The organism is Leptonema illini DSM 21528, assembly GCF_000243335.1.
Lineage (GTDB): Bacteria > Spirochaetota > Leptospiria > Leptospirales > Leptonemataceae > Leptonema > Leptonema illini.
Genome location: NZ_JH597773.1, coordinates 765989 through 784925, shown reverse-complemented (window position 1 = coordinate 784925; position 18937 = coordinate 765989). Strand labels below are relative to the sequence as shown.

The following is an 18937-nucleotide window of genomic DNA, read 5'->3' as shown; positions in this document are numbered from 1 at the left end:
GGCCGAGGCGCAGAAAAAAATTACGCTCCGGCCGGCTGATTCTGTTCGGAGCGCTGCACCATCCTACTGAAGATGGCGATGGCGACAAAGCCGACGAGGAACATGACAAGGCTGTAAATGGCCGGCGGAATGGCCATGGCCGGTTCTTGCAGAAGCGTCGCCGCTATCATGATGCCGAGTGTTCCGTTCTGGATGCCCGATTCGATCGAGATGGAGATGCTCTGCTTGAGATCGTCGAGCAGCAACTTCGCCGAGAGCATACCGATCGCCAGGCTTGCCAGATTCAATGCAAGCGAGGCCGGGCCCACCTGGAGAAACGATTGTACCACATGATGCCGCTCTTTCAGGATGGCGGCCAGAACGATAACGGCAAGCAGAACGGTCGATACGCGGCGCACCGTCGCCTCGGCCCGGTGCGACAGCTTCGGATAACGCCTGTGCACGATCATGCCCAGCACGACGGGAAGAAGCGTGACGGTAAAGATCTGCGCCATTGTCTCAAGAACGGGCAGGTGGATCGATTGCGAACGGCTGAGAAAGTGGTCGAGCGAGAAATTCACAAGAAAGGGAATCGTCAGTAGTGTGATGGTGCTCGAAAATGCTGTCAGCGTGATCGAAAGGGCGACGTTACCGCGGGCAAGGTGCGCGATCAGGTTGGACGTCGCTCCGCCAGGACATACGGCCAGGATCATCAGGCCGACGGCATGTTCGGGCGAAAGCGGAAAGGTCTTTGCTATGGCAAAGGCCAGAAGCGGCAGTATGATGATCTGATTCACGAGACCGATCATAACGGCCTTAGGATAAAGAAGGACGCGGCGAAAATCCTGCACGGTCAGGCTGAGCCCCATACCGAACATGATGATGCCAAGCGACAGAGGAAGGAATAGCTTTGTCAGAACACTCTCTTGCATAGAAACCTCTTTTTGTTTTTCGTCAGCGTCCGTAATTGCGGATCGCTGTCGCAGAAGAATACTTATTCGAGCCTCTGGCAAGCGTTTCTTTTTGCTTGTCGGCGATGGAGCGCGGCGGCAGAATGATCTGCATCGCCAGAATCGACGGTGAACATAAAGACAGGGGGAAAGAGATGTCATTTGAAAACAGAACGGTATGGATAACGGGGGCATCGTCGGGCATCGGCGAGGCGCTTGTGCATGCCTTCGCCCGACGCAATGCAAACGTGGTGCTCTCGGCTCGCAGAGCGGATGAGCTGGAACGCGTGCGTCGTGAGGCCTCACTAACCGATGACCGATCGGCCGTTGTGCCGCTGGATCTCGCTGATCCCTCGGCCTTTCCGGCGGCGATCGAGGCCGTGCAAAAGCGATGGGGCGGCGTGCATGTGCTTGTGAATAACGGTGGCATCAGTCAGCGATCGCTTGCGAAAGACACCGATCTCTCGATCAGCCGCCGCATCTTTGACACAAACTTTTTCGGTACGATCGAGCTGACACGACAGGCGTTACCGCTGATGAAATCCGGTTCGCGCATCGTTGTAATCAGCAGCGTGGTCGGCAAGGTGGCCACGCCCCTGCGTTCCAGCTACGCGGCTTCCAAGCATGCGCTTCATGGATACTTCGATTCGCTTCGCGCCGAGCTGCATGACGAAGGAATTGGAGTGACGGTAATTCTACCCGGATATGTGCGCACGAACGTTTCGCTGAATGCGCTGACGGCCACAGGCGGCGCTCAGGGAACGATGGATTCTTCGACGGCAGCCGGCATGGAACCCGCTGAGCTGGCGCAAAGGATTCTGCAATCCATTGAAAAGGGAGAACGCGAAAGCGTCATTGCAGGCTCTAAAGAAAGCCTTGGAATATTGCTCAGCCGCTTCGCTCCGGGAATACTTGCCCGTATTGTGCGCAAGACTCAGGTTACCTGAATATTCTGATTTTTGATGGCAGAAATAGAATCAGGTTCCTGTTTTTTGCGGATGCAACGCAAAAAAACATTGTGTGAACCCGTGCAGGCCGCATGCGTCTTATGAACATGCGGCTCCATACAACAATCTCTCTTATAACACTCCTGCTCTTCTTCGCAGGGTGTGACGGCCCGACCGGCAGCGTTTCTATACAGGTGATCGACGTATTCGGGCATCCTCTTTCGGGCGCACGGCTCACTGTAAAGAGACACAGCCGCGAAACGGATCATGGCGGATGGGCGATGCTGGATCGCGCTCCGGTCGGTCGTTATACGATTGAGGTGATGCATCCGGGCTATCTGCCTTCTTATCGCACGCTTGAAATCAAGACCAATGAGACCGTAACGTCGCGTGTTATGATGCAGCCTTACGAGCAAAGAGAGTTTCGCCCCGATAAGAAGAACCTGATTACAGGAAAAGGCATCGAGATTGAGATCCCTGCCCATGCCTTCGAAACGTCGAAGAAAGAGCTGACGATTCGCTTTGCCAGCGTCGACGTAAGCGGGCCGGCGCTTGAAGCGATGCCGGGCGAGTTCGCAGGCCGGGAGTTAACCGGCCGGTCGTCTCAGATTGAAAGCTTCGGCGTCTGGAATATCGCCGTCTTCGAAAAAGAAAAGGACGGCTCCAACGAAAAAGAGCTACAGCCTGTGAAGTCTGTGACTGTGCGTGTTCCGTTGCACGGCAAGCCGCAAGGCAAGAGCGTACCGCTGTGGAGCTTCGATACAAAAACGGGTCTGTGGATAGAGCAGGGTGCGGTCGTCATCGGAAGCCGGTCCGGGAAGGACTGGGGACGCGCCGATCTCAAACATTTCTCCTGGTGGAATATCGATCAACCGATCAGAAACAAGGTCGCCATCTGGGTGCAGTCCTTTGAAGATGAGAAGGGCACAAAGCTTTTCACTCCATCAATGAGCGGCCGGGGAAAAGATTACAATGGAATCAGCTACCCCTATGATCTATATAGCAAGCCAGCCGTCGCCGTTCCCGGAAGCTGTATCGATGTGAAGCCCGGCGCCGCTATCGATCTCAACGCATTTTTTGCAGATTCTGACGGATACTATGCTTATAGCGCCGAGATGGCCACGCCGACAGGCGGATCATCCTGCCAGCTCAATCCTGAGGCCGGCGTCGTAATTCCCGTGCTCAAGCTGAAGCGTTATCCATCCGTCTGCGTCAGAGGCCGTGTGAAGATCAAGGATGCGAGATCCAGCCGGTTCGAGATTTATCTCGGCGCGCATGAGATGTTCAGACGTCACGGGAAAACCGACAGAGATGGATCGTTCTGTATCAATCACGTGCCGACGGGAATGAAGTCTCGTTTAATGTTCTCAGAAACCGAATCATCATGGAATTTTCTTTCACGGCTGTTCTCGCCTTTTGCCCCTCTTGAAGCACAATTACACTCTGAGGGCCGGCCGTATGCCTACTTTACGATAGAACCCGACGACACGGTGGCGTTTACCTGCGAGCGATCGTATCAGCGCTGCTATGACGTCGGTCTGCTGGAAGGTTCGTTCGGGCAGCCGGCGATCTGGAGAAAAGAAATCGAGGTCATGCCTGGAGATACGCGACGCTAACGTTATCCGAACAGGCGTCGCCAGGCGCCGCCGATATCCTCGTCTTTCATGAAGTAGGTGCCGATGAGAACGGCGTCGGCGATACCATGCAGGCGTTTCAGATACTCCGGATCTTCGACTCCTGATTCGGCGACGATCAAAGCCTCAGAGTTGCGCCGCCGGATGAGCGGGGCGAACTGCTCGGTCAGCGAGAGGTCGATCTTCAACGTGTCGAGGTCGCGATGATTGATGCCGATGATCTGTGCTCCGGCTTCGAGGGCTCGTCGCACCTCTTCGCCGTTATGCGTTTCAACAAGCACGTCAAGGTTCAGAGAATGCGCCGTATCGAGCAGCGAGCGAAGGGTAACGTCGTCAAGCAGACGGACGATGAGAAGAACGGCCGCCGCGCCGATGCGAGCGGCTTCGAAGATCTGCTCTTCGTAAAGCACGAAATCCTTGCGAAGCGTGACGATACCGGCCTTCGCCACGCCTTCGGCGTCGGCCAGTGATCCCTGGAAATACTGCGAATCGGTCAGAACCGAACAGGCAGCCGCTCCAAGCGAGCTGTAGGTCTTCGCGATGGCCAGAGCATCATAATCCGGCCGGATAAGCCCGCTTGATGGGCTTGCCTTTTTGCATTCGGCGATGACCGAAAGCCCGTGTGCGGGCAGCTTCTTCTCGCGAAGAGCCGAGGCGAAGCGGCCGGCCGGCAGAAGGGAGGCACGCACCGAATCCCTGTAGGCGTCAGGATCGGTATGGCCGGCAATGAACCGCTCCAGCTCTTCGGACTTTGTGGCGACGATACGGTCCAGCAGACCCATATCAGGATTGCAGAGCGGCGTCTTCGCTATCGAAGATGTCAAACAGCGATGTCAGCTCGATGACGTCGAAGATCCTTTTCACGGAGGGGCGGATGTTACAGAGTTTCAGCGAGCCGTCGCGCTGTTTCAGCTTTCGTAAAATGGCGATGCAGGCGCGAAAGCCCGACGAGCTCATATACTCCACCTGCTCCAGGTTCAGAATGATATGCTTCTCGCCCTCGTCGTCGATGAGTTTGATCAGTTGCTCTTCCACTTCGGTGGCCACCGTTACGTCGAGCCGGCCCTCAAGATAAACGACGAGCCTGTCTTCGACCTTCTTTTTCTTTAACAAGATTGCACCTCTTCAGGAAATCGCTTCAATGCGAAGACGGATGAGATACAAAAAACCGGTTTCGGCATTCTGTCAAGAATATTGAATGACAGACGCTCCGTTCGCGGCATTCCGTTCTCATGTCCGAAAAGACCGACCTGCTCGTTATCGACGCCCATGCTCTCGCCTACAGGGCCTATTATGCCATGTCGGGCCAGAACCTGCTAAACGCCGAAGGCCAGCCCACCGGCGCCATACACGGTTTTTTTCGAATGTTCTTCAAATTACTGCAGAGCCACCGTCCGACGAAGACGGCCGTAACGTGGGACCCATCCGGCCTGACCTTTCGTAACGAACTTTATTCGGAGTACAAAGCGCATCGTTCGCCCATGCCCGAAGACCTGCGATTCCAGATCGACGAGATCAAGGAGGTGCTGAAAGAAGCGGGTTTCTCTATTCTTATCTCGCCTGGCCACGAAGCCGACGACATTATGGGGGCGCTGGCCGCCAGGTTTGGAAAGAAGCATCGTGTCCTTCTGCTCACAGGCGATAAGGATTGTTTTCAATTACTAAATAAGAACGTTCATATGCTTCGCGGAACGAAGGGCGTGAGTGAGTTCATCGAGATCGACCCTGACTGGGTGAAGTCAGAGCTTGGCGTATCGGTAAAGCAGATTCCCGATTATATGGGACTTGTCGGCGATACCTCTGACAACATTCCGGGAGCGAAAGGCGTCGGGCCGAAGTCGGCCGAGAAGCTGATCTCAGAGTACGACGATATTGACGGTATTTATAAGAACCTTGATGCGATCAAACCCGATGGACTGCGCAAAAAGCTTGAAGAGAGCCGCGAGAACGTCTTTCTCTCGCGAAAGCTCGCCACCATCCTCACCGATCTCGATATTGTCGCGAAGCTCGACGAATCCTCGCTGACGACGCCCGACTACGTTAGCGAACGGGTATTGCAGCTTTTTCTTCAGCGCGGCTACCGACAGATCTATCAGGAGCTTCTCAAGGCCTATCGTAAGGGCGACGAATCGAGCGCGAAGCCATCCGAAATGGCAACCGATAGTTTAACAGGAAAAGGGGCGGCAAAAGGTTCAAAGAAATCCTCCAGCCAATCTTCGAAGAAGTCAGCGAAGTCATCGGCGAAAAAATCCGTGGAAGAGTCTGCAGATGCGTCGTCTGAAAATGCGGAGCCTGAATCTCTGGAGGCTGCTGACAGTTCCAGAGAAGGGCTCAGTCGTTTTGATGCCGCGCAGGTCGATTACAGGCTTATCGATTCGCTGGATGAGCTGAAAGACCTTGTAAAAGAGATGAAGGCCTGTAAGATGCTCTGCGTCGATACCGAGACGACAGGCATCCGACCGACGCAGGCCGATCTTGTCGGTATCGCCGTTTCGCCGAAGCCGCATGTGGCTCGTTATATTGCCCTGCCTCCAGGAGAGTCGCTTTTTCAGCAGAAGGGCATCTCTCTTGCTGAAGCCCTGCCTCTATTAAAAGAGATGCTTGAAGATCCGAAGCGTATGTATTTCGGGCAGAATATCAAATACGATCATGTCATTCTCAAGCGGCACGGCATTCATATGCCGACGATCGGATTCGATACGATGATCGCATCGTATCTCATGAACCCGAACGTGCGCGGCCATAACATGGACGATATGGCCATCGCCCATCTGCACTACGATACGATCAAATACGAAGACGTCGCCGGAAGCGGACGCAAACAGCTGACGCTCGATCAGGTCGATCCGCAGAGCGTCAGCACGTATTCCTGCGAAGACGCCGATATCACCTATCGCCTGTATAACGTTCTTGCTCCTCGTTTAAAGAAAGAAAAGCTTGATAAGGTTCACGATGACATTGAGATCCCTCTGATCGAGGTGCTGTCTGATATGGAGATGGCCGGCGTCGCCATCGACGCTCCGTATTTTGCGAAGCTGTCAAAGGATTACGAGAAGAAGATCAAATCCCTCGAGAAAAAGATCTACGAAGAGACGGGAAGTGAGTTCAACATCCAGTCGACGAAAGAGCTACAGACCATACTCTTCGATAAGATGAAGCTGCCCGCCGAAAAAAAGACGAAAACAGGTTATTCGACCGATCAATCCGTGCTTGAAGGCCTTCGCGGGCTACATCCCGTCGTCGATCATCTTCTCGATCATCGCAAGTACACGAAGCTGAAAAGCACGTATGTCGACGCCCTGCCTCTTATGCTTAACCCGAATACGGGGCGAATACATACGAACTTCTCGCAGACGATCGCCGCCACAGGGCGCCTGTCGTCAAACGATCCGAACCTACAGAACATTCCCATCCGCGAAGAGACGGGACGGGCCATCCGGCGTGGTTTTGTTCCTGTAAAGGGCAACGTGCTTCTCTCGCTTGACTATTCGCAGATCGAGCTGCGCATCATGGCGCACTACGCCGGCGATAAGGCGTTGATCGACGCCTTCGCTCACGACCTTGATATTCACAGACGGACGGCGGCCGCTCTGTTCGGCGTTTCTGAAGAATCGGTGACGCCCGATATGAGATCGCAGGCGAAGACGGTGAATTTCTCTATTATTTACGGTGTCACCGCTTTCGGCCTTTCTCAGAATCTCGGAGTTCCGCGCGACGTCGCTCAGGCGTATATAGATCGTTTCTTCGAGGGTTATCCTGGAGTGAGGCGATATATGGATGAGATGACGGCCTATGCCGAGAAGCACGGCTATGTTCAGACGCTGAGCGGCCGTCGGCGTCAGGTGCTTGACATTAACTCGACGAATCGCTTTCGTAAAGAGGGAGCGGCCCGCATCGCGGTGAACACTCCGGTACAGGGAACAAGCGCCGACATCATCAAGATCGCTATGATCCGCATTCATGAGAAGATGAAATCGGCCTCTTATAAAGGACGCATGATCTTGCAGGTGCATGATGAACTGCTCTTCGACGTTCCGCCCGATGAGGCCGACGCCGTCGAGGCGCTTGCCCGCGGCGAGATGGAGTCGGCCATGAAGCTTAAGGTGCCGCTTCGTGTCGATGGCGGCCGCGGAGCAAACTGGGACGAGGCGCATTAAGAGTTTCCAATAAGAGCTCTTACCCGGAGGCTCTTAATCCGGCTTGAAACCTCTGTCGTTTGCCGCGCATTCTATCCGCATAGCGAATCTGGAGAGCAGTGATGTCTTCTGAAGTCTACGAATACGTTGTTATACCGCTTCTGATTTTCTTTGCCAGGGTGCTCGATGTATCAGCCGGCACCTTACGCATCGTCTTTATCGCTCGCGGAAGTCGCTTTCTGGCGCCGCTTTTCGGATTCTTCGAGGTTCTTATCTGGCTTATCGCCGTCCGTCAGGTGCTGATCGGCGATCCGCCGTGGACGATCTACGTCGGTTATGCCGCAGGCTTTACGATGGGCAATCTGACCGGCGTTTATATCGAATCGCGTCTGGCCATCGGTCGTCAGGTTGTGCGTATCATCACGAAACGCGAAAAAACGGGATTGCCCGACGCCTTGAGAGAGGCAGGGTTTGGCGTAACGATCGTGACGGGGCGGGGGGCTCGCGGCCCTGTACAGATTCTTTTCAGTGTGATTGATCGCAGTCGTCTGCCCGAAGTGGTGCAGTTGATCGGCCTGCATAATCCGGGGGCGTTCTATTCCGTCGAAGACGTCCGCCTTTCAGAAGAGGGCATCTTTTTGCCGGGTCGCAAGGGCCTGCAAAGACGCCTGCGAAGTCGGGCTAAATAGAGCGCAGGAGAGGCGTGGGTTTCCGTAGCCTCGAAGGTTAAAAAAACCTGCGACATTTTCTTCTGCAGATCGTCAGTTGAAGAGTCGATACTACAAAAAGGCCGTTTTGCGGCCATCGAGGGAGTTCATGGGTTTTCTATCGCGCATCAATATAAGGAAGAAGTTTCTTCTCAGTCTGGCGCCCGCCGTCGGCGGACTTCTCGTTTTATCGGCCTATCTTCTTATCTCGGAATGGAGCGTCATCCGCGACATGAATCGACTGAACTCGATTATCGAGTTTGCCTCCTATTCCAGCGAATTGATTCATGAGCTGCAAAAAGAACGAGGCCTGTCATCGGGTTTTCTCGGCAGTGAAGGCAAATCTTTCCGTTCGGAACTCACATCACAGCGAAAGGATACGGACGAGAAGCGACGCAATCTCGAGAACTTCTTATCGGGCTTTGAAACCGAATCGGCCGACATGAAACGAGCCATCGAAAAAGGAGTCGATGCTCTTGGACGGCTTGATACAATGCGCGCCTCCGTAGACGGTTTGAAGATCGGCGGAAGCGACGTCGTTAAATACTACACCGATACGATTGCGATTTTCCTCGACGGCATCCTCGAGTCGGATCGTGAAGTGCGCTCCGGCGAGTATTCTCTGAAAGTGATCGCCTTTCATGCTTTTCTCTCGATGAAGGAGAATGCAGGGAAGGAGCGCGCCATCCTGAACAATACGTTCAGCCGCGGCGGATTCGGTCCGGGCATGCAGGTGGCGTTTTTTGACGTCATCTCAAGACAGAACGCCTACAGAGAGCTTTTTTATAAAGCCGGGGGCGTCGAAGCCGAGAGCATCTTTCGCGCGAACGTGAAAGATGAAGACGAAGCCGACGTTCAGCGCTATCGCAATATTGCCATCTCGAATGAGTTCGACGATAAGGGCGTTTCAGCGGAGCGATGGTTCGATGCGGCCACCGCGCGCATCGATCTGTTTTTCAAGGCCGAGAAGGCGTTAAGCACCGCCCTGATCGAAGGCGCGGCATCAGAGAAGCGTATCGCCCTGACGATCTTTATCACGCTTGTCGTGCTGGTGACCGTTCTTTCTGTCGGATCGATCATCGGCGGTACGCGCATCGGGCGCAACATCGTACGTCGTATTCTCGACATCAACGTCGTCCTTCCCGAGATCGCTCGCGGGAATCTTACGATTGAGATGGCAAAAGACGGCGAAGATGAGATCTCTTCGCTGAAAGAAGATATCGGCGTACTTGTGAAAACGCAGGTCGGACTGATCCGTCGCATCGTCGTCGCCGCTCGCAGTATGGAAGAGAGTTCCGGCCACCTGACGTCGTCGAGCGAAAAGATGAAATCCGATATCGGAGCCTTGAATGAGAAGTCATCGACCATCGCCGCCGCAGCCGAAGAGATGAGCCAGAATCTTCAAAACACTGCAAGCTCCGTTACCGAGATGTCGACGACGATCAGCGAGATCGCTCGCCAGGCGGAAGAGGCGGTAACGGTGCATCGCGAATCCGGAAAGTTATCCAACCAGGCCGCCGAAGCTGCCCGTGGAATGGCCGCCTCTGCCGAAAAGGTCGAAGCCGTGATCGAGTCCATTTCGGGTATTGCGAAACAGACGAACCTGCTTGCGCTCAATGCGTCGATCGAAGCGGCCGCAGCCGGCGAGGCGGGCAAGGGCTTTGCCGTCGTCGCCTCTGAGGTGAAGGAGCTGGCCGGTCGCACGTCGTCAGACGCCCAGGATGTGCGCGACCGCGTGCAGGAGATTCAGGGAAATTCAAAGGCTACCACGGATAGCATCGGTCGAGTCGACACGATGATCCATAAGTTGAACGAGATCACGGCCTCGATCGGATCTTCGATTCAGGAGCAATCCATCGCTTCGCAGGAAATCTCAAAGAGCATACAGCAGAACCTTGTCGCCGTCGACGAGGTGGCGCGAGAGATCAATACCGTCGGCACGATCATGGACGAAGAGGCTCGAAGAGCGCAGGAGATGTACGAACAGGCTCGGGCGATGGACGCTCTTGCACGTGAGATGCTCGGCCATGTGGCCAGCTTTCAGATTAACGACGAGTAACGGCAATCGCTCCCGACAGGCACTGCTGGCAGTGCCTGTCGCGCTACTGGAATTGGTTATCCCCGGCGGATGGTTCTGCCCAGGCTGATCGTCCCGTCGCCGCGAGCGGCCATATACAGGAAGGCGAAGCAGAACAGAGCCGCCAGTTCACCGCCGTTCAGCACCGGCCAGAAGCCCTTCGGCACATGCGCCAGGAAGTAGGCTGCCGCCATCAGACCGCTTGAGAGAAATGCTGCGATCGAGGTAAACAGACCGACCATAATAAGGATTCCGGCAATCAGTTCGATGAAGCCGGCAAGCCCCATCATGCTGGCGTACGATTGAGCCATCGTACCGCCCAGGCCTCCGAAGATCTTTTGAATACCGTGCTGCATGAACAGAAAACCTGCGACCGCGCGAAAGGCGGAGTAGATGATTCCGTCGAATTTTCCAAGTATCTTATCCATATTTTGAACCTCACAGAAGAGTGCGCCTCTGAATCGTTATGCCAGAGGCGTGAATCCAGACAGTATATCATGTTCTGCTTTTTTTTCCGCTCTTTTTTCTCGCATGCCTGCCTGTTTGTGCAATAGCGATCTTGCGGCGGCGCTTCTTTTGATCCGCCATATTATTGACAGACTGGCCGCCTTTTTCAGAATCTCTTCATGCCTTTCTGGATATGGGACTCCTCCGGCCAGGTCAACCTCTGGCTGCAATCGGTACTCGGTGATCCGCGATGGCTTCTTCCGGTTACCTTCGCCGGCGATGAGCTGTTTTATCTGATACTGATTCCTTTTGTTTTCTACACGATCAATCGCCGGGCCGGGGTCACTCTGCTTGTGGCACAGCTTTTCACTCATTCCATCAACGTGCTATTGAAGCTGGCTTTTCATGAACCGCGACCGTTCTGGGTAACGCTCATGAACGTCTTCGCCTTTGAAGATACGTTCGGACTTCCCTCAGGTCATGCTCAGAATGCCGTCGTTGTCTGGGGGTATCTCGCTTTTTTCTTTATAAAGCAGAAGCGCCTGCATGCTTTTCCCGTCATAGCGCTCACCGCTCTGTGGGTTTTCCTGATCGGTATTTCGCGTATAGCGCTGGGCGTTCATTTTATTCAAGATACCATTCTCGGCTGGGCCATCGGTTGTGCGTTGCTTTATGCCGTGATCCATTATGAAACGAACGTTCGCGTGTTTTTCGCGAACCTGACTCACGGTGGCCGATTTTTTGTAACTGCAATGATCGCCGTCATGCTCCTGGAGATGGGGGCCCTGCTTGCCACCACGCTGCATCTGCCTGTGCTTTCCGAGTGGAATGAAACGGCTCGTCTGAGTATCGCATCGACGCCGCATAGCGGGGTGCGCTTCAAGGATCTGCATCCACTCAAGCTGACTTCTTTCTTGAACGTCGCCGGATGTCTGTTCGGTCTTTATGCCTCTCTATCGCTCAAGGATCCGGGTTATACGATGCCCGTGCTCTTTCGCAATCGCCTGTTTGTTTTGCTTCCCGGTCTCGCTCTCATCTTTGTAGTGTATCTATCGCTGTCGGCCATCTTTCCCAGAGATGGAATTGAGGGCGGTTTCCTGCGTATTCTGCGGTACGGGCTCGTCGTTTTTACGGGGCTTTACGTTTACCCATTGATCCTTGAACGAGTTCGACGGAGGGCATAGGCTGCGATTCTGGCGGCGTGAGTGGAGAATGAAGCGTCGGTCTGCTCACCGGCGCGGCGGTGTCGCTGATCCTGCCTGCTGTGCCTGCCCCGTCAGCTTCACTGTATGCGCGCCTGACCCTGCTCAGTGCGAGCACAGGGTTACTCGGGCTGCTGTATGCAGGCACGGGCGCGATTCTAACAGTAGGGGGATGGGGCGGCGATGTCTGGCATGCAGTGCGTTATCTATTGCTCACCGTATCATGCCTGTATGTTATTCCGCTTCTTGCAGCTGAAATCCCGTTGGCTCGGAGGAATGAAAAAGAATGATCAAAAAAATAGTTGATACTTCGTCTCATCCTGTGCTTTTTGCATGGATGCAACGAAAACAGATTTCTATTTTTCTGGGATTTTTCCTGGTTTCCCTTCTCATCCAATGCGAGAAGCCCACCGCACCGGTAGGGCTGACTGATGGGCGTGTGCTTCTTCTGACCGGAGCGGTTACACGTAACGGCGAGCCCCTTGCCGTTGACGCCACTGTTAAGCAGGGCGATCAGATTGAAACGGGGGATGCCTCATCGGCAGAGATCGTTTTTGCTAAGGGCCTCATCATGCGTCTCGGCGCAAACACGAAGGCGGTTCTCGATCTACAGGCCTCACAGGTTCAACTGAATAAAGGCTGGTTTGCCGCTGTTAAGAATGCAAACGAGCAGAAGCTTGAGGTGGTTACTCCGACTGCCGTGGCGGCGGTTCGTGGAACGTCGCTCTGCATGAAGGTGGAGAGTGAAACGTCGACATATGCTTGCACATGCAATGGTACTGTGCACTTTCATGCCGATGGAATCGCCGAAGAGGCCGTAACTGCGGCGGAGCATAGCGCCATTCGCTTTGTGAAAGAAGGCGAGAGCGTGAAAAAGGAAGAGGCCGGGCTGGAATTCCATGACAATGCCGGTATCGAGACGCTTGCAAAGAAGATCGATCATCCTCTTGACTGGACAAAACCGTCGAAATGAAGGAGCGGGACTCTCGACAGCATTGAGCATGTAAGCGAAGGCCCGTCAATCTCAAATGCGACCTGTCTTTGAGATTGACGGGTGGATAACTCGTATCCCACATTCAAGCAATTAATTCTTGCATTGTTTCATGTTATGCAAATGTGCAAGCCTTCTTATATAAAACGTATGTACCTGCACGCCTCATTCCTGTCTGCTATAGAAAAAAAATTGACATATTTTGTATCTGAAGCCTTTTTAAGCGACAGCTTCCCGTGATTCCTTTTCCGCTGAGTCTTGATTGTTAAGATGGAAGCCCGGGCTGTTCCCAGATAATGGAATCGGGTTATGCGAATTGAACAGGTAGTACTATCGAAGCAATGAAGTCGTGCGCATACACAGGATACGGGCCTCTGACGTTTCTCGCAGGCATTGTTCTGTTGTTCAGTGTATCGTGTACCAGAGCGATATCCGATAGAATCCCCGAATTCTTCCTATTTGACGCCATCAACCCGCCTCTCTACAGCATCTCAGGAGCCGTCAGCGGTCTTGCGATGAACGGCCTGGTGCTCTCAAACTCCGGCGATAGCGTGGAGCTGAACTCGCCAGCCAGCGAATTTGTGTTTAATCGAAAGTTACGCACTGATACTGCTTACAACATTGTTGTGTCCGCCTACCCGCGAAACGAGGAGGACGGCAGCCAGTATTGCACCGTCGCCGGCGGGTCTGGAACGATCGGCAACGGAGATGTGAGCGGCGTGCATGTCAATTGTTCCGATGCGGTCACTCTATTGGTAAACGTCCAGCCGGGGCTGATAGGCACGGGTATGGTCCTTCTCAATCGGGGAGCCGATCCGCTGACTATCAACGGAGAGATACTGGCGCCCACTCGCTTCGCCTTTCGCACGCCTGTCGTCGCTACCGATCCAGTGTATGCGGTCACGGTCGGCACACAGCCGGTGAATCCTCATCAAACATGCAGCGTCACGGACGGAGCGGATACATATTCAGGAGGCTTTCCGGGAGAGATCATTACGCCATCCGTATCGTGCATTACGAACCGCTATGCAATCAGAGTGAATGTTACCGGTTTGAAAAGCGGAAACACGCTCGTAATCAAAAGCGATTTTGGAACCTATCCGGCCGAGACGGGGCTTGAGAGTTATCCGGCGACGTCGGCAGGCAGTGAGACGATTGCAGTGACGGCGAACGGAATCTCGGCGCCGTTTGCGACGAAGATCCGTAGCGGCGATAGTTATGCTCTGGCCATTGATACTCAGGCGACGGGGCAGAACTGCACCATCGGCACACCGTCCGCTTCGGTCACATCTTATGATATCGTCGTTCCGGTGAATTGTGCGACGAACTCTTATCCGATTACGGGCGAGGTCACTGGCTATGAAGGCAGCACTCCGCTACGAATTCGGATAACGGCGAATGGCACGTCGCAGACGATCAACTATTCGACGGGAGGCACGTTCACATCGACGGCGATCCCTTACGGGTCCGCCTTTGAAATGCGTATTCTTACGAATCCGCAGAATAAATGGCAGACATGCTCGATTGTCGACGAAGGCAATTCCAACGGATCGATCGTATCAAGCGGCGCTGTCGACGCCATGGGACAGACATGGGATGATCGACTCACAGACGCCTCGATGCATCTGGGATCGGCCATTTCAGGCATTGAGATCGAATGTGTGACGAACACGTTTACGGTCGGCGGCGCCGTCACGGGTTATGCGGCCGGCACCTATACGCAAAAGCTTCAATTACAGAACGGCGCAGAGACGCTGACGATTGAGCCGGGCTCGACGTCTTTTGTGTTTGTGACGCCTGTGGCAAGCGGTACGTCTTACGGCGTAACATTGCTACAACCCCCTGTTCTTGATAACGAGGCGCTGAACTGCTCGGTAAGCGGAGGCAGCGGTACGATGGCCGGGGCGAACGTATCGGGAGTCTCTATCAGCTGCTCCCTTGACCGGACGATACGCGTAACAGTCACCGGCTTCGGCATCTCGCCTGCCGGAAATTTTACGTTGAATCCCGGCACAGGTGGACCGTCTGCGTCGGTTACGGCGAACGGCGATTACTACTTCTCCGTAAAGACCGGCCAGACCTACAGCTTTAACACGCCTTCGCCGGCGAACCAGACCTGCACGTGGTCGAACCCTTCATTGATTGCGGGAACGGTCACGTCAAATCTCGCCCTGTCGCTCGACTGTTCGCCCATCGTCATGTCGACGAGCGTTGATGATAACGACGCCACGCTGAAATACGACATGGGTGCAGGGCCGATCGAAATAAAATTCAATAAAGATATGTCATCGACCATAGCAGCGGCCGGCACATCGACGGATTGTTCGCAGCAGGGCATTCAGATTTCCATGGTGAAAACCGGCAGTACAACCGAGGTTCCGGTACACAACAACTTTGTCAGCTGTGTTCCTCTGCAATCGGTCAGCGTTTCGGGTAACATTGTTACCGTGGCGCCGCATCCGGATTACATGTGGTACGAGGCCACGTATAAGATACGAATTAATAATAGCGCCGTTGTAGATGCGGGCAATACGGCCATGGCCTATGCATCGGGCTCGTATCAATCGACGACGGGCTTCAATACAGGACGGCTTGTGCGCTGGTACAACTCGGGTAATTCGACCGATTCGTCGCGGGCGGGCAGCCCGCTTTCCGGAACAGTGCAGGCAGCGACAGGGGCCGACGGCGACGCAGGCGGATCTCTGAGCTTCAGCGCATCATACCTTTCGGCCAGTGCTTCGGGCCTGCCGGCATTCGGCGAATCGCGCACCGTATGCCAGTGGGTCAGACTGACCGATCTACCGCCCGACAATACGAACAAGCATCTTGTTTCGTATGGTAGCAACACGACCGATAAAGCATTCGGGATCGGAATACGTCGTCAGGGTGGTATGCAGCTGAGATTCTTCGGAGGCGCAGACAGGGACGATTTTATACCGCATACCTTCCACCGCAATGCCTGGACGCATATCTGTGTTGTCTATGACGGCGACCAGACGAAGCTGCTTTTTTATGTGAACGGCGCATTGATCGGCACAGCGGACCGAAGCGATGCGCCACTGGCGACGAACGTTGCAAATTTCTATCTCTCGGGATGGGTTAGCGGTCTCGGCGGAATCACCGGAATGCTCGACAATGTGCGCATCTACTCAGCCGTATTGCCCGACCGTCAGATTAGATATCTGGCCACGCAGGTTCCTGATGGTCTCGTTGGCCGGTGGGATCTTGTAAGTAACGGTGGCGAGTCCCCTGGAAAGGATGTGAGCGGCTTCCATCGAGATCTGCAATCATCGGGTACGGTGATTCCAGGCGTAGATCGTTTCGGATTATCTTCGGCCATTGCGTTTGGCGGCGGTCGCCTGGATCATGCCGGAGTCGCCACGAACCAAACCGCCGGTATTACTCTGGGCGCCTGGATTTTTCCGAAAGACTATGGTAATGTCGGAGTCAATACCATAGTCTTGAATGGTCACAGCTCGTCGGGAGGGTATGAGCTTTATATCGACGGAATGTCACAGAGGCTCTGTTTCTTGATCAGCGGCTTTGATTCATTCTGCTCCACTGTCACAATTCCTTTAAACGTCTGGACGCACGTTACGCTTGTAAGCGAATCCCCGACAATCTGGAAGTTATACGTGAACGGCGCGGCGGCCGGCAGTTTCAGTGTTACGACGGTAAACACTCCAGTTTCAGGCGTTTTTATAGGCCGGAATCAGAGTAATGACGAGGCGTTTTTCGGAAGTATATCGGATGTTCGCATCTATGAGCGAGCACTGCTGCAATCCGAGATTCAAGCCCTGGTGCAGCAACCGAATAAGATCGTGAAACTGACTGCCAGTGGCTGGACCGGAAACCTGGGGGGGATCAGCGGCGCCGACACTAAATGCGGTGAAGGATTCAAGGCAATGCTTGTTTCAAGCAACAATGACCGTAGAGCATGCACGTCGGCAAACTGCACGACCGGCGGCATCACCGAGCATCGTGATTGGGTATTGCGGCCCAACATTACGTACTTAAACCCTGATGGTAACGTATTATTCACTGCCAACTGGAATGGAGTCTTTGCATTTGGAACGCTCAACGCCCAATTGATCGGAAGCAATCCGACGTACGTCTGGACCGGTTTCGGCTCATCGTCATGGACCACAATCTCAGCGTATGATACCTGCAACAACTGGACGGCAGCTGAAGCGGATGGTAGCGGATATGCCAACGCCAGTTTGACGGATAGTGAGTTTATCCGTTCTGGAACGCTTGCATGCAATGCGACAGGTCTTCGCCTCTACTGCGTCGAGCAATGAGGCAAATCAACTAACAGCGTGTACCTATAGCGGATGTGAAGCCGGTCACTTCCGCTTCAGCGTCGATGATCCTACACCTTGAAGAACGTAGCCTTCGCTCGCATGGATTCGGCCATGGCGGCTATCTGTTCTGAGGTCGCCGTCATCTGCTCTGCCGCTGAAACGACGCTCTGAATGGCGTCGTTGATCGACGACACCGATTGAGCGATCTCTGAAACGGCGTTCTTCTGTTCGCCGATCGCATGTTTGATCTCATCGGAGCGATTGCTGACGTTCTCAAGCTGAGTCTGCACGGCCTCGTTTTCGCGAGTCTGATCCGTCATCGTTCCTTTAAGATCGGTCATGCGTTCGTTCATGCGCCCGATACCGGTGAGAATCTCGGTGATAAATCGCGTCGTCGATTGCAGCTGGCCGATGCCTTCTTTAAGCTGCTGATTGTTCACCTCAACAAGCTGCGAGATATCGCGGATGCTCGACGACGTGCGTTCGGCAAGCTTGCCTACCTCTTCGGCGACGACGGCGAAGCCACGCCCCGAATCGCCGGCTCGTGCGGCTTCAATAGCGGCATTCAGGGAGAGCAGGTTGATGCGATCCGATATTTCGTTGATGATCTGAACGATGCCGGTAACCGAGCTTGAACTCTGCAGAACGTTGTTCATCGATTCGTTCAGATGCCGCAACGAATCCTCGCCTTCGCGCGCAAGGCCCGTGATCTGACCCGTTTCCTGTTGCGCCTGGGCGATCAGGCGGGCCATGCCGTCAATGCTGTCCGAGAGGCCGCGAACGGTTTGAATCAGAGATAGTACCGAAGCCGTCTGATGTTCGGTGCTTTTCTTCACATTGTCCATCCCGGCCGAGAGCTCTTCGGTCGTGGCGGCGATCTGTTCTGTGCTTGCCGATTGATTCTGAGCCTGCGACGTGAACGTATTCAATGTAGCCGACATCTCTTCCGTTGACGCCGCAAGCTCCGTTGAATGTCGCACGATGACGCCGAGAACATCTCGCATGGATTCTATCAATTGATTGAAATCGGTGGCAAGGTCGAGCATCTCATCGGATGAGTCGACGGCAACAGGGGAGCGCAGGTCTCCGCCGGCGACCAGACGAGAGGCGATGCGCAGCTGCTGGATGGGGCGCACGATGCGCGACGAAAAGAAGAAAACGGCAATGGAGCTTATGACGGCGACGGCGATGAAGCCGAGCGTAATCACGGTCTTCAGTTCGTTGATCTCGGCCTGCACGTCATTCACATAGATGCCCGATCCGAGAATCCATCCCCAGGGTGTGAACGTTTCTACATAGGAGACCTTGGGGACGATATTATCTTTCTCATCGAAGTACTGCCATCGGTAGTTCACGAAACCGGCTCCGTCTCGTTTACTGACGTCGACCATCTCCATGAACAGATGCTTTCCGTCGGGATCTTTGTAGTCGGTAAGCGACTTCCCGTTCAGCTGTGTGGCATACGGATGCATGATCATGACCGGCTTGAAGTCGTTGATCCACAGATAATTGCGTCCGTCTTTTTCATAGCGCAGCTCTCGAATGCGTTCGATCGCCTCCTGT

General features: G+C 54.3%; 13 protein-coding genes (1 of these 13 only partly in view). 8 read left to right on the top strand and 5 right to left on the bottom strand.

The features are described 5' to 3' along the window. Nucleotides 1-20: 20 nt before the first annotated feature. The gene (locus tag LEPIL_RS03520; protein WP_002769981.1) at nucleotides 21-911 is read right to left on the bottom strand and encodes a bile acid:sodium symporter family protein; all 891 of its coding nucleotides are present in this window, start codon (nucleotides 909-911) and stop codon (nucleotides 21-23) included. A gap of 173 nt (nucleotides 912-1084) precedes the next feature. Between LEPIL_RS03520 and LEPIL_RS03515 the strand changes: the two genes are divergently transcribed. Further along, nucleotides 1085-1876 (top strand): SDR family oxidoreductase, encoded by a 792-nt coding sequence (locus LEPIL_RS03515; protein WP_040919454.1) that lies wholly within the window; start codon nucleotides 1085-1087, stop codon nucleotides 1874-1876. Nucleotides 1877-1968: 92 nt separating this feature from the next. Then, nucleotides 1969-3492 (top strand): carboxypeptidase-like regulatory domain-containing protein, encoded by a 1524-nt coding sequence (locus LEPIL_RS03510; RefSeq protein ID WP_040918267.1) that lies wholly within the window; start codon nucleotides 1969-1971, stop codon nucleotides 3490-3492. Nucleotides 3493-3494: 2 nt separating this feature from the next. Here LEPIL_RS03510 and LEPIL_RS03505 read toward each other — a convergent pair whose 3' ends face one another. Together LEPIL_RS03505 and LEPIL_RS03500 are read right to left on the bottom strand one after the other, a co-directional pair. Then, complete coding sequence (locus LEPIL_RS03505) at nucleotides 3495-4292, bottom strand: indole-3-glycerol phosphate synthase TrpC (RefSeq protein WP_002769978.1); 798 nt, start codon at nucleotides 4290-4292, stop codon at nucleotides 3495-3497. A gap of 1 nt (nucleotide 4293) precedes the next feature. Further along, a complete protein-coding gene (locus tag LEPIL_RS03500; RefSeq protein ID WP_002769977.1) occupies nucleotides 4294-4623 on the bottom strand; it encodes an STAS domain-containing protein in 330 nt (109 codons plus the stop codon). Nucleotides 4624-4742: 119 nt separating this feature from the next. On the opposite strand from LEPIL_RS03500, the gene polA reads away from it, so the two are divergent. The 3 genes from polA (at nucleotide 4743) to LEPIL_RS03485 (ending at nucleotide 10412) form a co-directional block, all read left to right on the top strand. Further along, complete coding sequence (polA, locus tag LEPIL_RS03495) at nucleotides 4743-7667, top strand: DNA polymerase I (protein ID WP_002769976.1); 2925 nt, start codon at nucleotides 4743-4745, stop codon at nucleotides 7665-7667. A gap of 101 nt (nucleotides 7668-7768) precedes the next feature. Continuing rightward, complete coding sequence (locus LEPIL_RS03490; RefSeq protein ID WP_002769975.1) at nucleotides 7769-8335, top strand: DUF2179 domain-containing protein; 567 nt, start codon at nucleotides 7769-7771, stop codon at nucleotides 8333-8335. Nucleotides 8336-8462: 127 nt separating this feature from the next. Continuing rightward, entirely contained in the window at nucleotides 8463-10412 is a 1950-nt protein-coding gene (locus LEPIL_RS03485) for a methyl-accepting chemotaxis protein (protein ID WP_002769974.1), read from the top strand. A 56-nt stretch (nucleotides 10413-10468) separates the two neighbouring features. On the opposite strand, the gene LEPIL_RS03480 is transcribed toward LEPIL_RS03485, so the two are convergent. Next, complete coding sequence (locus LEPIL_RS03480; RefSeq protein WP_002769972.1) at nucleotides 10469-10858, bottom strand: DoxX family protein; 390 nt, start codon at nucleotides 10856-10858, stop codon at nucleotides 10469-10471. 198 nt (nucleotides 10859-11056) lie between these two features. Here LEPIL_RS03480 and LEPIL_RS21555 point away from each other — a divergent pair, with 198 nt between their 5' ends. The 3 genes from LEPIL_RS21555 (at nucleotide 11057) to LEPIL_RS03465 (ending at nucleotide 17371) form a co-directional block, all read left to right on the top strand. Further along, nucleotides 11057-12061, top strand: coding sequence for a phosphatase PAP2 family protein (locus LEPIL_RS21555; RefSeq protein ID WP_002769970.1), 1005 nt, complete (start codon nucleotides 11057-11059; stop codon nucleotides 12059-12061). A gap of 355 nt (nucleotides 12062-12416) precedes the next feature. Then, a complete protein-coding gene (locus LEPIL_RS03470; RefSeq protein ID WP_078123290.1) occupies nucleotides 12417-13052 on the top strand; it encodes a FecR family protein in 636 nt (211 codons plus the stop codon). Nucleotides 13053-13411: 359 nt separating this feature from the next. Then, a complete protein-coding gene (locus tag LEPIL_RS03465; protein ID WP_002769966.1) occupies nucleotides 13412-17371 on the top strand; it encodes a LamG-like jellyroll fold domain-containing protein in 3960 nt (1319 codons plus the stop codon). A 71-nt stretch (nucleotides 17372-17442) separates the two neighbouring features. On the opposite strand, the gene LEPIL_RS03460 is transcribed toward LEPIL_RS03465, so the two are convergent. Then, a protein-coding gene (locus LEPIL_RS03460) for a methyl-accepting chemotaxis protein (protein ID WP_002769964.1) crosses the window boundary here: on the bottom strand, nucleotides 17443-18937 show its 3' portion. 227 nt of this gene lie beyond the right edge of the window; 1495 of the gene's 1722 nt are visible here — the last part of the coding sequence; its start codon lies off the right edge, out of view — the gene reads right to left on this strand; its stop codon occupies nucleotides 17443-17445.